Genomic DNA, 15,657 nt, shown 5'->3' on the forward strand with positions numbered 1-15,657 from the left:
CGAGTGGCAATTCGCTTCGCCGAGTCGGCTGGCGTGGTCTTCGAGAACCGGAGCGGAGCGTACAGCAAAGTACGTGAGCACCGGAAGCGCAGAAGATCGCGCCAGACGGCCGGCGGAGTAGAGTTGCCGCCGCCTAGACCAGTTGGCGCCCCTTTTCGTCGATGATTGAGCCGATATTGGCGGTGTCGGACAAAATGATCTCGTTATGCGCCTTGCCCGAGGGGATCATGGGCAGGCAGTTCTCGTCCTTTTCGACGATGACGTCGAACAGGACCGGCCCGTCATAATCGAGCATCTCGGCAATCGCCGCATCGAGCTCCGCTGGATTTTCGCAACGCACGCCCTTGGCGCCATAGGCTTCGGCCAGCTTGACGAAATCGGGAAGCGATTCCGAATAGGAATGCGCGTAGCGAGATCCATGCAACAGATCCTGCCACTGGCGAACCATGCCCATGCGCTCGTTGTTGAGGATGAAGATCTTGACCGGCAGACGATACTGCACCGCCGTCGAAACCTCCTGCATCGTCATCTGCACGCTCGCCTCGCCGGCAATATCGATAACCAGCGCATCGCGATGCGCGACCTGCACACCCACCGCGGCGGGCAAACCATAGCCCATGGTCCCCAGCCCACCCGATGTCATCCAGCGATTGGGCTTGTCGAAATGGAAGTGCTGGGCCGCCCACATCTGGTGCTGCCCGACCTCGGTGGTGATGAACACCTCCTTGCTCTGTGCCTTGGTCGCTTCATAAAGGCGCTGGATGGCGTATTGCGGCTTGATCGTCGTGTCGGAATTTTCAAAGCCCAGCGAATTGACCGCGCGCCATTTCTCGATCTGCTTCCACCACGGCGCAATCGCCTCGGTGCGCGGCTGATTGGTCTTGCTGCGGTAAATGCGGATCATTTCCGCGAGCACCCGCGCGCAATCGCCGATGATCGGGATATCGACATTGATCACCTTGTTGATCGAGGAGGGATCGATATCGACATGAATCTTGCGGCTGCCCGGTGAGAACGCATCGATCCGCCCGGTGATGCGGTCATCGAACCGCGCCCCGATATTGATCATCACGTCGCATTCATGCATCGCCAGATTGGCTTCATAGGTTCCGTGCATGCCCAGCATGCCCAGCCATTGCGGGTTCGATGCCGGGAACGCGCCCAGCCCCATCAGGGTCGAAGTCACCGGAAAACCCGTCAGTTCGGCCAGTTCACGCAAATGCTCGGATGCTTCGGGTCCGGCATTGATGACCCCGCCCCCGGTGTAGAAAACCGGGCGTTCCGCCCGCAGCATCAGATCGACGGCGGCTTCGATGGCGGCCAGATCACCGTCCATTTGCGGTCGGTAGCTCTGGTGGCGCAGCTTCTCGATATCGGGCGTATAATAGTCGCCCAGCGCGAACTGTATGTCCTTGGGAATATCGATCACCACCGGCCCCGGCCGGCCCGTTGTGGCGATAAGAAAAGCTTCATGCAGGATGCGCGGCAGGTCCTCGACGCGCTTGACCAGGTAATTGTGCTTGGTGCAACTGCGGGTGATCCCGACAGTGTCGCATTCCTGGAATCCGTCTGTCCCGATCAGGTTTGTGGGCACCTGCGCGGTGATGCAGACAAGCGGGATCGAATCCATGAGCGCATCGGTCAGCCCGGTCACGGCATTTGTCGCCCCCGGTCCTGACGTCACAAGAACGACCCCGCATTTGCCGGTCGACCGCGCATAGCCCTCGGCCATGTGGGTCGCGCCCTGCTCGTGCCGGACGAGGATGTGCTCGATCTTGTCCTGCTGAAACATTGCATCGTAGATCGGCAGGGCCGCCCCGCCGGGATAGCCGAAAATATGCTCCACTCCATTGTCGGTCAGCGCCCTGATAACCATTTCCGCGCCGGTCATCTGTTCGGCCATTTCAGCCACTCCCTGCTTCAAATTTCATCCCGCCGCAGCCGGATTTGGATAATAAAAAAGGCCCCCTGAGGGACCTGTGTTCGGCGCACCGCAATTCGCACGAGGGTTATGCCCTCATGTTGCGATGCGCCTGCCTACTACAAGAATAAGTGCCGTCTGCACGTCAATTCTCCAAAATTTCGGCGCTATAGGTACTGCCCGGTACGGCGCCGGTCAAGCCAAAAAAGCCATGCACGGGAATCAAAAAAGGCCCGTGCGGGGAAAGCACGAGCCCTTTTTTCCATAGCGCGGCAGATTAGCTGGCCGGGCAGGCATCCTTGTAAAGCGTTCCGTCCGAAGCGCGGTAGTAGCACTGGTTCGGCTCGCCGGCCACCTGGCCAACCAGCGCACCGGCGACACCGCCGACCACGCCGCCAACAACGGCACCCTGCACGCTGCCGGTGGTCACGCCACCGATGACAGCACCAGCGCCAGCGCCGATGGCTGCTGTTTCCTGGGTGCGGGTACAGGCCGAAATGGCCATAAGAGAAGTAAGGGCAACGCCAATAATAAATGCTTTTTTCATTTCCAAGCCTCCTGCGACTTTAACTCTAGAGTTCCCTCGCCCTTAAATGCGGTTAGCCGCTTTTGGTTCCGCGAGCGGGGCCCTTGGCCATACAATTTTCAACCTGAAGCGAAACTGAACGCCGTCGACAATTTCTTAACTTTCTCCATTTTGTGATTTTTTTCAAGTGGTTTAGCGCGCTCCGCCACGCCGCCGCATGCGACCGGGGCCGGTCGCGTGCTGCCGCAAAGCACGCTGACAAAACCCCGATTCGCGTGTATCGGGTTCTGTTCACCCACCGCCATCCAGCGCTGGGAGCGGCTTGGGAAGGCCAGAACAATGACTATGACCGACACGACGCGGACCGCGCCCGGCTGGGCTGCGGAACTGCGCGCTACTTTTTTGCTCGCCTGGCCCCTTGTGGTTGCGCAGGTGGCCCAGAATGCGCTGTTCACCACCGATGTCGTCATGATGGGCTGGCTCGGCCCCCAATATCTGGCCGCCGGCACGCTTGCCACATCGTTTTTCACTCCCTTCCTGCTGCTTGGCGGCGGCATCGTATCCGCCGTCGCCCCGCTCGCCGCCCAGGCGCTTGGCGCGCGCCAGATCAGGAACGTGCGCCGCACCGTGCGCCAGGGCTTTTGGGCCGCCATCGTCGTTGCGCTGCTGCTGTTCCCGCTGATCTGGCAGATCGAGCACATCCTGCTCGCCACCGGTCAGGAACCCGAACTCGCCGGCATGGCCGGCCAGTACATGCATATCGCCGTTCTGGTCCTTTTCCCCGGCCTCGGGCTTTTCGCCATCCGCTCGTTCCTGTCGGCCCTCGGTTCGACCCAGGTCATCCTTTATGTGACGATCGCCGGAGTGTTCGTGAACGCCGGCGCCAACTATGCGCTGATCTTCGGCAATTTCGGCTTCCCGCGGCTTGAACTGCAGGGCGCTGCCATCGCCACCGTTGTGACCAATCTGGTCATGTTCGCCCTGCTTCTGGCCTACGCCTTGACCCATCGGAAATATCGCCGGTTCCACATCCTCGTGCGGTTCTGGAAGCCCGATTGGCCGCGCTTCTGGGAAATCTTCAGGATCGGCACACCCATCGGGCTGACCCTGATGGCCGAAGTCGGCATGTTCGCTGTCGCCGCCATCTTCATGGGCTGGCACGGCACCGACGCGCTTGCCGCCCACGCCGTGGCTCTTCAGTGCGCCTCATTCTCCTTCATGGTGCCGCTCGGGCTCTCGATGGCCGCCACGGTGCGCGTCGGCCTCGCCTTCGGCGCCGGCAGCGATCGCGGCATTGCCCAGGCGGGCTGGGTCGCAATGATTATCGGGACCGGCTTCATGGTCATAGCCTGCGTGCTGTTTCTCACAATGCCGCAGGTCTTCACCCGCCTCTTCCTCGATCCCGCCGACCCGGGCAACCTCGCCGCTCTCGCCATGGCCACGACATTTCTTGCCATTGCCGGTCTTTTCCAGATCGCCGATGGCGCACAGGTGGTCGCCGTTCATATCCTGCGCGGGTTGAACGACACAAAGATCCCCATGTTCATCGCCCTGTTCGGCTATTGGTGTGTCGGCATGCCCGTCGCCTGGTTTTTGGGATCCCCCGACCGCCTCGCCGGCATCGGCATCTGGCTCGGCCTCGCCGCCGGTCTTGCTTTCTGCGCAATTGTCCTCACCGCCCGCTTCGCCATGCGCGACAGGCTCGGTCTCATCGACAGGCGCAGAATGGTGGCAGCGGCTTGACCAGGGCCGCCCCCCGTCAGTTCAGCAATGCCTCAACCCGGCCCGCCGCTCCCTCGGCTGTCACGTAACAATCGCGCCCGGCCGCCTTGGCGCTGTAGAGGCGGCCATCGGCCAGCGCCATCAGCGCGGTCGTGCTCGCGGCTTCAAGCGATAAACATGCCGGTCCGTCCCGCTCACAGGCCTCCCGCTTCGCCCCCTATGCTTAAGCATGCGTCAGCGCCGCAGGCGTTTTAACACCTGCCACCCCAGGCGCCGGCCAGTCTCTATCGCCATTGCCGCCAGCCAGAGCGAGGGCGGTTGCTGCCTAATCACCGGATGTTCCGAGGTCCAGCGGCTCGCCGACTTCGATGGCGTGCCGGTCCGGATCGTAGAAACGGAAAACGCGCTGCCCCCAGTCCTGTCGCTCGATCGGGTGAATCAGATCGACATGCGGCGCGATACTGGCAAAGGCCGCGTCGACATCGTCATGCTCGAAGTACAGCAGCAGGTTTTTCTGCCCGTAGGGCGCATCGCCCTCCCGAACCTCCTTCCACACGGACCGCTGCAGCGAGCTTCCCTCATGAATGGCAAACCCGGTCTCGAACAGGACGAAATTTCCCAGATCGTGGGCAATCGTGAGCCCAAGCCGCTCCTGATAAAACGCCTTGGACAGTTCGATATCGCGAACGAACGGTATGGGATTGATAAAGCGCACGCGTCAGCTCCTGAATCTAAACCACCACCGCCTGCTCTTCCATCTCGGCATCCCCGAACACCCGCAGATAGCGCGCGATCTCTTGTGCATCACCCACCGCCTTGGCCGGATTGTCCGAGAGTTTCACCGCAGGGCGCCCATTGGCGCTCGACACCTTGATGACCAGCGAGATCGGCTTGAGCTGGGGGGTATGCATCGGTGCCGTTCCGGCAAAATCATTGGTGAGGTTGGTGCCCCAGCCAAAACTCATCCGCACCTTGCCGTCGAAATGCCTGTAGGCCGCCTCGATGGTTTCGATATCGAGCCCATCGGAGAAGATCAGCAGCTTCTCTTTCGGATCGCGCCCATGGGCCTTCCACCATTCGATGATTTTCTCCCCGCCTTCGATGGCCGGCGCGCTGTCGGGCCGGAAACCCGTCCAGTCGGCCACCCAGTCCGGCGCATTTTCGAGAAACGATGCCGTCCCGAACGCATCGGGCAGAACGATCAGCAGATTGCCACCGTAATAGCTCTGCCAGTCGTCGAGCACCTGATAGGGCGTCTGCCTGAGTGCCCCATCGCCATCGGCCAGCGCCGCCGCCACCATGGGCAACTCATGCGCGTTGGTTCCCAGGGCCTCGAGATCGGTGTCCATGGCCAAAAGCACGTTCGACGTGCCCGTCAGCGCCTCCCCCAGCCCTTCCTTGAGGGCCTCGACGCACCAGCGCTGCCATAGGAAGGAGTGCCGCCGCCGCGTGCCGAAATCGGAGATCCTCAGGTCGGGCAGCTTTTTCAGCCGCTCGACCTTCTCCCAGGTCTTGGCCTTGGCCCGGGCATAGAGCACATCGAGCGCAAACCGCCCCATGCCCCGCATGGCGTGCCGCGACCGCAATTCGTTGATGATGGCCAGCGCCGGAATTTCCCACATGGTCGTTTCGACCCACTTCCCGGGAAAATGCAGCTCGAACTGTCCGTCGCGCTCGCTGAGCTCATAATCGGGCAATTGGAAATTTTCCAGCCACGCCAGAAACTCGGGCGAAAAGATCTGCTTGGTGCCGTAAAAGCTGTTACCGGCCAGCCAGATCATTTCCTTTTTCGTGAACCTTAGCGTGCGCGCATGGTCGAGCTGTTCGCGCAATGCGTCGATATCGACCTCGTCGGCCAGCCGCACGCTTGTCGTGCGGTTGGTCAGCGAGAACGTCGCATCGACGTCCCGATACAGCCCCCAGATCATCTGCAGCATCAACAGCTTGTAAAAATCGGTATCGAGCAGCGAACGGATGATCGGGTCGAGCTTGAACGTATGGTTGAAAACGCGCCGCGCGATGTCGGTCTTGGACGACGAGCTCAAATCACGTCCACCCCGTCGGCCTTCATCTTCCCGATCATCGTCTCCATCGATCCCATCAGGTCGATCCCCCGGCAAGCCTCCAGCATCACCCGCGCCGAAAACCCCTGCCCCACAGCGTCGAGCGCCGAATAGGCGACGCAGAAATCGGTGGCCAGCCCAACGAACGTAAGCTCACTCAGCCCCCGCTCGCGCAGATACCCCGTCAGCCCGGTTGGCGTCGTGTGATCGTTCTCGAAAAACGCCGAATAGGAATCGATCGGTGTCCGAAACCCTTTGCGGATCACCAATTCAGCGGGCACCAGGTTCAATTCGGGATGGAAATCGGCGCCATGGCTGCCCTGGATGCAATGATCCGGCCATAGCCGCTGGCTGCCATACGCCATTTCGATATCATCGAACGGCGCCTTGCCGGGGTGTTGGGAGGCAAAGCTCGAATGGTCCGCCGTGTGCCAGTCCTGGGTCAGGATGACATGGTCGAACTGCCCCATGAGCTGGTTGATGACCGGCACCACCCGGTCGCCCTCATCCACCGCCAACGCCCCTCCTGGGCAGAAATCGTTCTGCACATCGATGACGATCAACGCTTTTGTGGCCATGGGCGCCTCCCCAAATCAAAATCACGCGCACTACTGCAAGCCATGCGCGCCGCGTCAACTCCCCATGCGCGCATGCTCCCGCGACAGCATGCCCATGATCGCCTGGGCCGCCTCCCCCTCAACGCCCGCCGCCATCAGCACCTCGAACGCAAAGCTCGCCGGAGCGGGCGCTGGTGCCGTGATGATCCGCCCGTCCCGAACGGCCTGGGGCTGGTCGCGGTAATGCGCCGCGCCGCGATAGCCCCCGACCGCCCGCAGATAGTCCAGTCCGTTGGAGGTATGCGCGACATCATCGAGCAACCCCGCCCGCGCCAGCGCCAATGTTGCGCCGCAAATCCCCGCGATCACGCACCCGTTCTCGTGAGCTTGTTTCAATCGTCCTTCGATCTCGGGCGGCGTATCACTCTCAAACGCGGGGCCACCGCAAACCACGACCACGCCACCCTTCGGTGCCGAAAACCGCTCAAGCGCTTCTGTCTTGAGCCCGGAAACTGCCGTCACCGGCCCTCCGTCCGCAGAGACAAATCCAATCTCGGCGCCGTAATAGGCTCGCCCGGTTCCCGCCAACACCCCGATCTCCCAGTCGGAATATCCCTCGGTCAGCACAATGGTGATCGTTTCCATCCATCTCTCCCGCGTTGCGATTTCATCGATCACTATTCTGGCTGCTGACAGTGACAGACCATGTCAGCACGTTCTCGCTTGACGCCAGCGATGCGATCGGGCTCCCTTCGCCCCATGACAGACCTGCGCCAATCCGAACTCCGCGTCGCCGCCGACATTGCCCGCCACGAGCTGCCCGGCACTATCGTCGTGCTCGATCAACTCGCGACCACCGCCAGCATGGCCGCCGAAGCCCTCGGCGTCGAAATTGGCCGCATCGTCAAATCGCTGATCTTTGTCGGCGAGCAAACCGGCGAACCCATCATGGTGCTGGTCTCGGGCGCCAACCGCGTTCACGAAAAACGCACCGGACGCCAGATCGGCCAGAAGCTGGGTCGCGCCGATGCCGATCTTGTGCGCGAAACCACCGGCTTTGCCATCGGCGGCGTTTCGCCGCTGGGACAGCTCAAATCCATTCCGATTTATATGGACACCGATCTCTTCGCGTTCCAAACCGTCTGGGCCGCAGCCGGAAACGCGCGCTCGGTATTTGAAATCGCACCGGACGATCTCGCCCGCGTCACCGGCGCACCCCGCATCACCGTCACCTGACTCCCCGGAGCCCCTAAATGGTCTATCTCCTGCTTATCGTCGGCCTCATTCTGCTCGTGGCAGGCGGCGAAGGCTTCGTGCGCGGCTCCGTGGCCATCGCAGAAAAACTTGGCATGTCCTCGCTGCTGATCGGGTTGACACTGGTCGGCTTCGGCACCTCGCTGCCCGAACTCGTGACCTCGGTTCAAGCCGCCCTCGACGGGGCGCCCGGCATTGCCGTGGGCAATGTGGTCGGCTCCAACATCGCCAATATCCTGCTGATCCTTGGCATCACCGCACTCATCTATCCCATCGCCGTGGACAAGGCCGTGCTCCGCCGCGACGGCGCGGTCCTGGTTATCGCTTCTCTGGCCGCATTGGCCATCGTCCTGATCGGCGCGTTGGGACGCATCGCCGGGCTGGTCCTCGTCGCCCTTCTGATCGCCTATGTGATCTATTCCTATTTCGCCGATCGCAAATCACAGGCATCGGCCGGCTTGGCAGCGGAAATCGAAGCGACGGGCGGCAAACAACCGGTTCCTGTCTCAATCCTGTTCGTCATCGGCGGCCTCGCCCTCACGGTGCTCGGCGCGCGCCTGCTGGTGTCCAGCGCCGTCGAGATCGCCACGGCCCTCGGCGTGTCGGAAACGATCATCGGGCTGACCGTGGTTGCCGTGGGCACCTCTTTGCCCGAACTGGTGACCTCGGTCATCGCCGCGATCCGCCGCCACACCGATCTGGCGCTGGGCAACATCATCGGCTCCCACAATTTCAACATCTTCTCGATTTTGGGGATCACGGCCCTGATCCAGCCTATCCCCGTTCCCGGCGAGATCATCCAACTCGACATCTGGGTCATGCTCGGCGCCACCGCCCTCCTGCTCGGCTTTTCCTACACCCAACGCGAAATCGTGCGCTGGGAAGGCGGCGTGCTCCTGGCGCTCTATGCAGGCTATATCGGCTGGCTCGCACTCGGAGCTATTGGCTAACCGGCAAACGGATCGACAAAACTCCAGTATCCGAACCGGTTGCGGAACCATGTCGATTGCCGCTTGGCATATTGCCGTGTGGCAGTCACCGCTTTTTCGACCGCCTCCTCCCGGCCCATCTCCCCGCCCAGCATGGCCGCGATTTCGCCCACCCCGATCGCCTTCATCGCCGGTAATGACGGATCGAGATCGCGCGCCAAGAGCGTCTCGACCTCGCCGACCGCCCCCGCCTCCATCATCGCCTCGAACCGCTCACCGATCCGCCGCCGCAACAGGCCCCGCTCGGGCATCAGCACGATCTTTTCGAGCGCATAGCCATCAAGCAGCCCCGGCCCGTTGGCGCCCTGAAACGCGCTCAGCGACTTACCCGTGGCCATCAGAACCGAAAGCGCCCGCACCACCCGCTGCGGATCGGCAACCTTGAGCCGGCCGGCCGTCTCCGGGTCCCGTTCGGCCAGCAGCGCCATCCGCCCGGCTTCATCACGGTCTTGAATCAGTTTCTCAGCTTGCGCGACGAAACCGGGATCGATAGCCGGCACCTGCGCGAATCCATTTAAGAGCGCATCGAAATAAAGCCCTGTTCCGCCGACGAAAATCAGCTCCTGATTCTCTTTCTCAGCCTCTTGAATCTGTTTGTGAGCATCGGCCAGCCACGCACCGGTGGAATAGCGCATCGAAGGATCGACATGCCCGAACATTTCGTGACGCGCCTGCGCCAGCTCGTCTGGGTTGGGCCGCGCCGTCAGCCGGTCGAGCACGCCATAGACCTGCATGGAGTCCGCATTGACGATCCGCGCGCCGCTTTTGCGCGCCCGTTCGATGGCCAGCGCCGTCTTGCCGCTGGCGGTCGGACCGGCTATCAAAACCGCGCGCTTTGCTCCATCCCTTGCCATGGTCGTGCCTATGTCAGTTCTCGTCCTGATCGCCAATCCCAATGAGCCGGTCCTGTCCAACGCTCTGGTCGAAACGGTCCAGCGTGAAACCCATGGCGAAATCAACTGGCTCGCGCAAGGCATAGCCTGTGAGATCATCGCGCCCAAGGCCGCAGATCCGGTTGTGATGGCCCGCGAAATCATCGACTCCCAGCCCATCGACGCAGCGCTCGTCGCGCTCGCCAACCGGCGCAAGCAATTGCTCGTCGCCGACATGGATTCCACGATGATCGAGCAGGAATGCATCGACGAGTTGGCCGATGCGCTGGGTCTCAAACCCCAGGTTGCCGAAATCACCGAACGCGCCATGCGCGGCGAGCTCGATTTCGAAGCTGCCCTCGATACCCGTGTCGCACTCCTCAAGGGCCTCGAACGCAAGCTGGTGGAGGACATCCGCCGCGAACGCATCACCCTCGCTCCGGGCGGACGCGCGCTGATCCAGACCATGAAAACCCATGGCGCCTATACCGCGCTGGTCTCGGGGGGCTTCACCCTCTTTGCCGATTATTTCGCCAAACGCATCGGTTTTGACGAGGCCATCGCAAATATCCTGCAATTTGACTCGGACGACCGCCTCACCGGCACCGTCGAAAAGCCCATCGTCGATAAGACCACCAAGCGCAATCGCCTCATGGCTTTGGCCGGCGAAAAGGGGCTGTCGATTGCCCAAACCATGGCCGTGGGCGATGGCGCCAACGATCTCGACATGCTTCAGGCCGCCGGGCTCGGCGTTGCCATCCACGCCAAGCCCATCGTTGCCGAACAGGCCGCGGTTCGCATCGATCATTCCGACCTCACGGCCCTGCTCTACCTCCAGGGCTATTCCGACGACGATATCGTCAGATGAAGCTCGAAACCGAACGCCTGATCCTCAGGCCATGGCAAAAATCCGACCTCGGCGCCTATGCCGCCCTCCAGGGCGATCCCCTTGTGCGCCGCTTCTTTCCCGCCTGCATGACCGCCGAGCAGGCCGAGACCGACCTGCTTGGCCACATGGAAAAATATGCGGCCAACGGCTTCGGAATGATGGCCGCCGAATTCCGGCAGACTGGCGAACTTGTGGGCCTGATCGGCATCGGCAAGGTGCCCGACATCATCCGCGATGTCATTCCCTCCCACCCCGATATCGAAATCGGCTGGGTCATCCATCATCGCTTCTGGGGTCAGGGTCTCGCGCCCGAAGGTGCCGCCCGCTGGCGCGACTATGCCTTCGCCGAACTGGGCCTGCCCCAAATCGTGGCCTTCACCGCCGCCATCAACACCCCTTCCCAGCGGGTGATGGGAAAGATCGGCATGCGGCGCGACCCTTCCGACGATTATGAACACCCGCGCATCGCACCCGACCACCCCCTGCACCGGCACGTGCTTTACAGGGTCACAAACCCCCGCCTCTCCTGACACGTCCTGTCATGGCACCTTTATAGCGTGCCCCTGAAACAGACAGGGACACCAGCCATGCCCATCACCGGAAGCTGCCATTGCGGCGCCACCAGGTTCGAGATCGACGTCACCCCGCAAACCGCCACGCGCTGCAACTGCACCTTTTGCACCAAGAAGGGCGCCTTATGGGCCTATTGCGAGCCCGACCAGTTCCACCTGACCACTCCGATCCGCAACGCGGCGCAATATTCCCCGACCACACCCGAGAACCGGCACTATTTCTGCCCCACCTGCGGCTGCGCGACCTTCTCGGACAATCCCGATTATTCGAGCTTTGCCGAAGGGGACTGGGAAGCCGCAGAAGCGAGCTTCGATCCCAAAAAACGCCGTATCTCGATCAATCTCTGGGTGCTGGACGATTTCGATGTCGAAGCCCTGCCCATCGAACGCGTCGATGGACGAAACCAATGGTAGTCCTCAGGCTCGTTGCTGATTAGAGCGTGTCCAGCAAAAGTGGAAACGGTTTTGCGGTTCGGACACGCGACAAAACAAAGGTCTAGAACCGCACGACCGCGAGCACAACCAGGCCCGCCGCTGCCATTCCAAGCGCCGCCATGCGCAATTGCTGGCTCGGCAGCGCGATCATCTGGGCCACCATCCTTTTCATCTGCTCGGGAAATGCAGCGTAAAGCAACCCCTCGATAACAAAGGCCAGCCCCAGAGCGGCAAGAAGATCTGTCATTTTGAATTCTCCTCAAAGAAAAAGAGGCGCACCCAAGGTGCGCCTCTTTTAGCAATTGCAGCCACGCTCTTATTGAGCGGGAGCGGGCTCTGCACCACCTGCCGGCGCAGGTTCGGCAGGTGCCGTTTCTTCGGGAAGCACTTCGCTGCCCAGATTCTCGGTCTCGATCAGCTCTTCGAGATTCTGGACATTCTGCTCGAGGTCGTCGGCCCCTTCTCCCGATACCAGCGAATCGGTGGCCAGAAGGTCATCGATCGCTGTGGAATCGATAGGCTCTTCGCTCGGCCCTTCCACCCCGATATCGATCGGCGTTGCCGTCGGTGCCGGGAAGTCGGGCAATGCGCCGTTCGAACCGAAATAGTTGAAGAACGCCGAGTCGGGCGAAAGCACCATGGTAGTGTTTCCGTCGGCCAGAGCGTTGCGATAGGCCTCCATCGAGCGATAGAACTCGAAGAACGACTGATCCTGCGAATAGGCCTCGGCAAACAGACGGTTCTGCTCGGCGTCACCTTCACCGCGAATGATTTCGCTGTCACGGTTGGCGGCCGAAACCACCTCGACGGCCTGACGGTCGGCGATGGCGCGCAGGATTTGCGCCTGTTCCTGACCACGAGCGCGGATCAGCGCGGCTTCCGCATTACGCTCGGCCTGCATGCGCTCATAGGTCTGCTGGGAAACTTCCGGCGTCAGGTCGGTGACCAGAACGCGGACGTCAACGACCTCTATGCCCAGTTCGGTCATGTCGGTCGCCACCAGATCGCTGGCCTCGCGCATCATTTCCGAACGCTGTTCGGACAGCGCCGCATCGAATTCGCGCAAGCCATAGACCGCACGCAGGGCCGATTCCAGGCGGGTCGCGATACGCTGTTCGGCAAGCTGTAGGCTGCCGAGCACCGATTGGCGGAACCGGATGGGATCGACGATACGATAGGTGATGAACGCGTCCACGATATAGAATTGACCGCCCGAAACCTGCAGGCGGATGCGTTCGAGATCGTAGCGCAGCAAGCGCTTGTCGATATATTGAACGGTTTCCACGAAATCGGTCGGAACCTTGAAATAGATCCCCGGCTCCTGGATTTCGCGTGTGATTTCGCCAAAGCGCATCACGATTGCCTGTTCGCGCTCATTGACGATGAACAGGGATGAAAACAGCACATAGACGGCAATGACCAGTGCGACGATTGCTATAACGAGCCGGTTCATTACTGGTTACCTCCGCTCTGGAGGGTCGACCCGCTGCTTCGCAGCTCGGGCAGCGGCAGATAGGGGATGACCCCCGAACCTTCTCCACCCTCGAGCAACACCTTCTCGGTTCCGCCCAACACCTCTTCCATCATTTCAAGGAAGATACGCTGACGGGTGACTTCGGGCGCATTGCGGTATTCGTTGTAAACGGCAACGAAGCGTGCCGCCTGACCTTCGGCCTCATTGACCACCCGGTCGCGATAGGCCGCGGCCTCTTCGCGGATCGCGGCGGCCTGACCACGCGCACTACCCAGAAGGGTGTTGGCATATTGCCGCGCCTCTTCCTGGAAGCGATCTTCGTCCTGCAAGGCACGCTGCACTTCGTCGAACGCATCGGCCACTTCGGCCGGCGGCGCCACGTTTTCGATCGAGATGTTGGAGATCGTCACGCCAACGCCATAGCTGTCGAGAATGGTCTGGGTGATCTGCTGCACTTCGAGCGCGATCCCGGTACGATCGTCACGGAACACGTCCTGCGCCGTGCGGCGCCCGACCACTTCGCGCATCGCGCTTTCTGCCGCCTGGCGGACCATTTCGTCGGGGTCGCGGACCTCGAACAGATAAAGCCGGGGATCGGCGATGCGCCACAGAATTGAAAAGCTCATGTTGACGATGTTCTGATCGCCCGAAAGCATCAGCCCGCTGTCGCTGGAACTGCTCGTTCCCGTGCCCACGCGGGTCTGGTTTTCCGTCGTGGACGCGCGCTCGACGCGCTCGATGGGCCACCAATGGAAATGAAGACCCGGATTGGAAAATTCGTCCTTGGGCTGCCCGAACAAGAGCTCGACGCCCACTTCGTTGGGCGCGACCGTATAAATCGATTGGCTGCCCCAGAACACCAGCGCAGCCGCAACCACACCGACCACCAGCCACCGGCTGCCGCCCGGGATGTTGCCCCCGCCGCCGAACTGCTGCCGGCCGCGTGCGAGAATATCCTCGAGGTTTGGAGTGTTTCCCCCGCTGGGACGACGCGGCCCATTGCCACCGCCTCCTCCGCCCGGCGCCTGGCCCCACGGACCACCGCTGCGGCTTCGGCGGCCGCCCCTATTGTCTTCCCACGGCATTTCGTCCCTTTCGGTTTGTCGTGAAAGTGCTTTTGCTTATTGATGTTTTATATAGGCAAGCCTGGCTCCCCGATCAATGGAAACCGGGTGCGGCACTAAGCACCTTGAGCCATGGTAAACGCGATTTTGACCGCGTCGTGAACGTGCCTGCCCCCCTAGCGGCGCTCATACACAGTAATGGCAAAGCCTGCGCTGTCCTTTTCTCCGGGCACGATTTCGGACAGCACCGTGCCGGCCCAGACCGCCGGATCGATCTGCGGAAAATACGTATCGCCGTCCGGCGCGGCGTCCACATGCGTGATATAGAGCCGCTCCGCCAGAGGCATGGCGGCGCGATAGATCTCCCCGCCCCCATTGATGAACACCTCGTCCACCCCGTCCCGTCCGGCAATCTCGCGCCCCCGCGCAATCGCCGCTGCCAAATCGCCGAACACCTCGACACCCTCGGCCGCAAAATCGGCGCTGCGCGTCACCACGATATTTGTCCGTCCCGCCAAGGGCTTGCCGATGCTCTCGAACGTCTTGCGCCCCATTATCAGCGGCTTGCCCATCGTCGTTCGTTTGTAGAACGCAAAGTCGGTCGGCAATCTCCAGGGCAGATCGCCGCCCGCCCCGATGGCCCCATTGCGCCCCACCGCAGCGATCATCGCAATCACGGCGCTCATGGCTTGCCCGCCAGTGCCACAAGGTCCGCCCCGCTCACCCGGCACACCGTCCATTCGTCCTGCATCACCGCGCCCTGCGACTTGTAAAATTCGATCGATGGTTCGTTCCAGTCGAGCACCCACCACTCGAACCGGCCCAGTCCTTCATCGACGCAGCGTCGGGCCAAAGCAGCAAGGAGCGCCTTGCCGATGCCCTTGCCGCGTGCCTCGGGCTCCACGAAAAGATCCTCGAGCCAGATCCCGTGCCGCCCCTGAAAGGTCGAAAACGTATAAAACCAAAGCGCAAACCCAACGGGCTCGCCCCCCAGTTCGGCAATCTCGCAAAAGACCTTCGGGCTTTCCCCGAACAATTGCGCGCCCAATTGCTCGGCTGTCGCTTCCACCTCGTGGCTGAGCTTTTCGTATTCCGCGAGCTTTCCGACAAAACCGCGGATCAGGTTTGCGTCAGCCGCAACCGCCTTCCGAATGCACAGTTCCATTGGGCCTGCCTTAGCTGTCTCAAACGCCTTCACATGGCGCGATTCCAGATCGCCCGGCAACCTTCTCGCCCGCATCACAGGTCTTCACATAGTTTGGCGCAGGAACCCGGGACCCTCCGCAACCGTTAAATCACATGCATCAGGGAATAGCGAA

18 protein-coding genes are annotated in these 15,657 nt (G+C 61.6%); 6 read left to right on the forward strand and 12 right to left on the reverse strand.

Going from position 1 to position 15,657, the window contains the following annotated elements:
- Nucleotides 1-133: 133 nt before the first annotated feature.
- Nucleotides 134-1,903, reverse strand: coding sequence for an acetolactate synthase 3 large subunit (locus KKY_RS09390; protein ID WP_014131095.1), 1,770 nt, complete (start codon nt 1,901-1,903; stop codon nt 134-136).
- Nucleotides 1,904-2,198: 295 nt separating this feature from the next.
- A complete protein-coding gene (locus KKY_RS09395) occupies nt 2,199-2,468 on the reverse strand; it encodes a glycine zipper domain-containing protein (protein ID WP_014131096.1) in 270 nt (89 codons plus the stop codon).
- A 318-nt stretch (nt 2,469-2,786) separates the two neighbouring features.
- Between KKY_RS09395 and KKY_RS09400 the strand changes: the two genes are divergently transcribed.
- Nucleotides 2,787-4,190 (forward strand): MATE family efflux transporter, encoded by a 1,404-nt coding sequence (locus KKY_RS09400; protein WP_202945643.1) that lies wholly within the window; start codon nt 2,787-2,789, stop codon nt 4,188-4,190.
- Nucleotides 4,191-4,494: 304 nt separating this feature from the next.
- Here KKY_RS09400 and KKY_RS09405 read toward each other — a convergent pair whose 3' ends face one another.
- The 4 genes from KKY_RS09405 to KKY_RS09420 are packed head-to-tail and all read right to left on the reverse strand — an operon-like array spanning nt 4,495 to nt 7,434.
- The gene (locus KKY_RS09405) at nt 4,495-4,884 is read right to left on the reverse strand and encodes a VOC family protein (RefSeq protein WP_014131098.1); all 390 of its coding nucleotides are present in this window, start codon (nt 4,882-4,884) and stop codon (nt 4,495-4,497) included.
- A gap of 16 nt (nt 4,885-4,900) precedes the next feature.
- Nucleotides 4,901-6,214, reverse strand: coding sequence for a nicotinate phosphoribosyltransferase (gene pncB / locus KKY_RS09410; RefSeq protein ID WP_014131099.1), 1,314 nt, complete (start codon nt 6,212-6,214; stop codon nt 4,901-4,903).
- Entirely contained in the window at nt 6,211-6,810 is a 600-nt protein-coding gene (gene pncA, locus KKY_RS09415) for a bifunctional nicotinamidase/pyrazinamidase (RefSeq protein ID WP_014131100.1), read from the reverse strand. The genes pncB and pncA overlap by 4 nt, the downstream gene beginning before the upstream one ends.
- A 54-nt stretch (nt 6,811-6,864) precedes the next feature.
- Nucleotides 6,865-7,434: a DJ-1/PfpI family protein gene (locus KKY_RS09420; RefSeq protein ID WP_014131101.1), complete on the reverse strand. Its 570-nt coding sequence runs from the start codon at nt 7,432-7,434 to the stop codon at nt 6,865-6,867.
- Between the two features lie 114 nt (nt 7,435-7,548).
- Here KKY_RS09420 and KKY_RS09425 point away from each other — a divergent pair, with 114 nt between their 5' ends.
- Together KKY_RS09425 and KKY_RS09430 are read left to right on the forward strand one after the other, a co-directional pair.
- Nucleotides 7,549-8,025 (forward strand): YbaK/EbsC family protein, encoded by a 477-nt coding sequence (locus tag KKY_RS09425; RefSeq protein ID WP_014131102.1) that lies wholly within the window; start codon nt 7,549-7,551, stop codon nt 8,023-8,025.
- A 17-nt stretch (nt 8,026-8,042) separates the two neighbouring features.
- The gene (locus KKY_RS09430) at nt 8,043-8,993 is read left to right on the forward strand and encodes a calcium/sodium antiporter (protein ID WP_014131103.1); all 951 of its coding nucleotides are present in this window, start codon (nt 8,043-8,045) and stop codon (nt 8,991-8,993) included.
- Here the strand turns inward: KKY_RS09430 and miaA are convergent.
- On the reverse strand, nt 8,990-9,886 hold the full coding sequence (gene miaA / locus KKY_RS09435; protein WP_014131104.1) for a tRNA (adenosine(37)-N6)-dimethylallyltransferase MiaA: 897 nt from the start codon (nt 9,884-9,886) through the stop codon (nt 8,990-8,992). The two genes, KKY_RS09430 and miaA, sit on opposite strands and share 4 nt — an antisense overlap.
- Before the next feature lie 10 nt (nt 9,887-9,896).
- On the opposite strand from miaA, the gene serB reads away from it, so the two are divergent.
- From serB to KKY_RS09450, 3 genes are read left to right on the forward strand one after another with little or no spacing between them, the layout of a single operon-like run.
- Complete coding sequence (gene serB, locus KKY_RS09440) at nt 9,897-10,772, forward strand: phosphoserine phosphatase SerB (protein WP_014131105.1); 876 nt, start codon at nt 9,897-9,899, stop codon at nt 10,770-10,772.
- Nucleotides 10,769-11,323, forward strand: a complete 555-nt coding sequence (locus tag KKY_RS09445) for a GNAT family N-acetyltransferase (protein ID WP_014131106.1) — start codon at nt 10,769-10,771, stop codon at nt 11,321-11,323. The genes serB and KKY_RS09445 overlap by 4 nt, the downstream gene beginning before the upstream one ends.
- Before the next feature lie 57 nt (nt 11,324-11,380).
- Nucleotides 11,381-11,779 carry a GFA family protein gene (locus tag KKY_RS09450; protein ID WP_014131107.1) on the forward strand — a complete coding sequence of 133 codons (399 nt, stop codon included), beginning with the start codon at nt 11,381-11,383 and terminating at the stop codon, nt 11,777-11,779.
- 82 nt (nt 11,780-11,861) lie between these two features.
- On the opposite strand, the gene KKY_RS09455 is transcribed toward KKY_RS09450, so the two are convergent.
- From KKY_RS09455 to KKY_RS09475, 5 genes are all read right to left on the reverse strand, one after another.
- Complete coding sequence (locus KKY_RS09455) at nt 11,862-12,047, reverse strand: DUF2065 domain-containing protein (protein ID WP_014131108.1); 186 nt, start codon at nt 12,045-12,047, stop codon at nt 11,862-11,864.
- Nucleotides 12,048-12,116: 69 nt separating this feature from the next.
- A complete protein-coding gene (gene hflC / locus KKY_RS09460) occupies nt 12,117-13,253 on the reverse strand; it encodes a protease modulator HflC (RefSeq protein ID WP_014131109.1) in 1,137 nt (378 codons plus the stop codon).
- The gene (hflK, locus tag KKY_RS09465; protein WP_014131110.1) at nt 13,253-14,359 is read right to left on the reverse strand and encodes an FtsH protease activity modulator HflK; all 1,107 of its coding nucleotides are present in this window, start codon (nt 14,357-14,359) and stop codon (nt 13,253-13,255) included. The genes hflC and hflK overlap by 1 nt, the downstream gene beginning before the upstream one ends.
- A 155-nt stretch (nt 14,360-14,514) precedes the next feature.
- Nucleotides 14,515-15,024: a dihydrofolate reductase gene (locus KKY_RS09470; protein WP_014131111.1), complete on the reverse strand. Its 510-nt coding sequence runs from the start codon at nt 15,022-15,024 to the stop codon at nt 14,515-14,517.
- Entirely contained in the window at nt 15,021-15,503 is a 483-nt protein-coding gene (locus tag KKY_RS09475; protein WP_014131112.1) for a GNAT family N-acetyltransferase, read from the reverse strand. The genes KKY_RS09470 and KKY_RS09475 overlap by 4 nt, the downstream gene beginning before the upstream one ends.
- Nucleotides 15,504-15,657: the final 154 nt, after the last annotated feature.

This window comes from Pelagibacterium halotolerans B2 (genome assembly GCF_000230555.1).
In the GTDB taxonomy this organism is placed as follows: domain Bacteria; phylum Pseudomonadota; class Alphaproteobacteria; order Rhizobiales; family Devosiaceae; genus Pelagibacterium; species Pelagibacterium halotolerans.

Excerpts from the sequence above, each read along its gene's own strand:
- KKY_RS09395 (WP_014131096.1), bottom strand. The coding sequence starts at position 2,468 with ATGAAAAAAGCATTTATTATTGGCGTTGCCCTTACTTCTCTTATGGCC.
- pncA (WP_014131100.1), bottom strand. The coding sequence starts at position 6,810 with ATGGCCACAAAAGCGTTGATCGTCATCGATGTGCAGAACGATTTCTGC.
- KKY_RS09420 (WP_014131101.1), bottom strand. The coding sequence starts at position 7,434 with ATGGAAACGATCACCATTGTGCTGACCGAGGGATATTCCGACTGGGAG.
- hflK (WP_014131110.1), bottom strand. The coding sequence starts at position 14,359 with ATGCCGTGGGAAGACAATAGGGGCGGCCGCCGAAGCCGCAGCGGTGGT.
- hflC (WP_014131109.1), bottom strand. The coding sequence starts at position 13,253 with ATGAACCGGCTCGTTATAGCAATCGTCGCACTGGTCATTGCCGTCTAT.
- KKY_RS09455 (WP_014131108.1), bottom strand. The coding sequence starts at position 12,047 with ATGACAGATCTTCTTGCCGCTCTGGGGCTGGCCTTTGTTATCGAGGGG.
- serB (WP_014131105.1), top strand. The coding sequence starts at position 9,897 with ATGTCAGTTCTCGTCCTGATCGCCAATCCCAATGAGCCGGTCCTGTCC.
- KKY_RS09450 (WP_014131107.1), top strand. The coding sequence starts at position 11,381 with ATGCCCATCACCGGAAGCTGCCATTGCGGCGCCACCAGGTTCGAGATC.
- KKY_RS09390 (WP_014131095.1), bottom strand. The coding sequence starts at position 1,903 with ATGGCCGAACAGATGACCGGCGCGGAAATGGTTATCAGGGCGCTGACC.
- KKY_RS09445 (WP_014131106.1), top strand. The coding sequence starts at position 10,769 with ATGAAGCTCGAAACCGAACGCCTGATCCTCAGGCCATGGCAAAAATCC.
- KKY_RS09425 (WP_014131102.1), top strand. The coding sequence starts at position 7,549 with ATGACAGACCTGCGCCAATCCGAACTCCGCGTCGCCGCCGACATTGCC.
- KKY_RS09400 (WP_202945643.1), top strand. The coding sequence starts at position 2,787 with ATGACTATGACCGACACGACGCGGACCGCGCCCGGCTGGGCTGCGGAA.
- KKY_RS09430 (WP_014131103.1), top strand. The coding sequence starts at position 8,043 with ATGGTCTATCTCCTGCTTATCGTCGGCCTCATTCTGCTCGTGGCAGGC.
- KKY_RS09475 (WP_014131112.1), bottom strand. The coding sequence starts at position 15,503 with ATGGAACTGTGCATTCGGAAGGCGGTTGCGGCTGACGCAAACCTGATC.
- KKY_RS09470 (WP_014131111.1), bottom strand. The coding sequence starts at position 15,024 with ATGAGCGCCGTGATTGCGATGATCGCTGCGGTGGGGCGCAATGGGGCC.
- miaA (WP_014131104.1), bottom strand. The coding sequence starts at position 9,886 with ATGGCAAGGGATGGAGCAAAGCGCGCGGTTTTGATAGCCGGTCCGACC.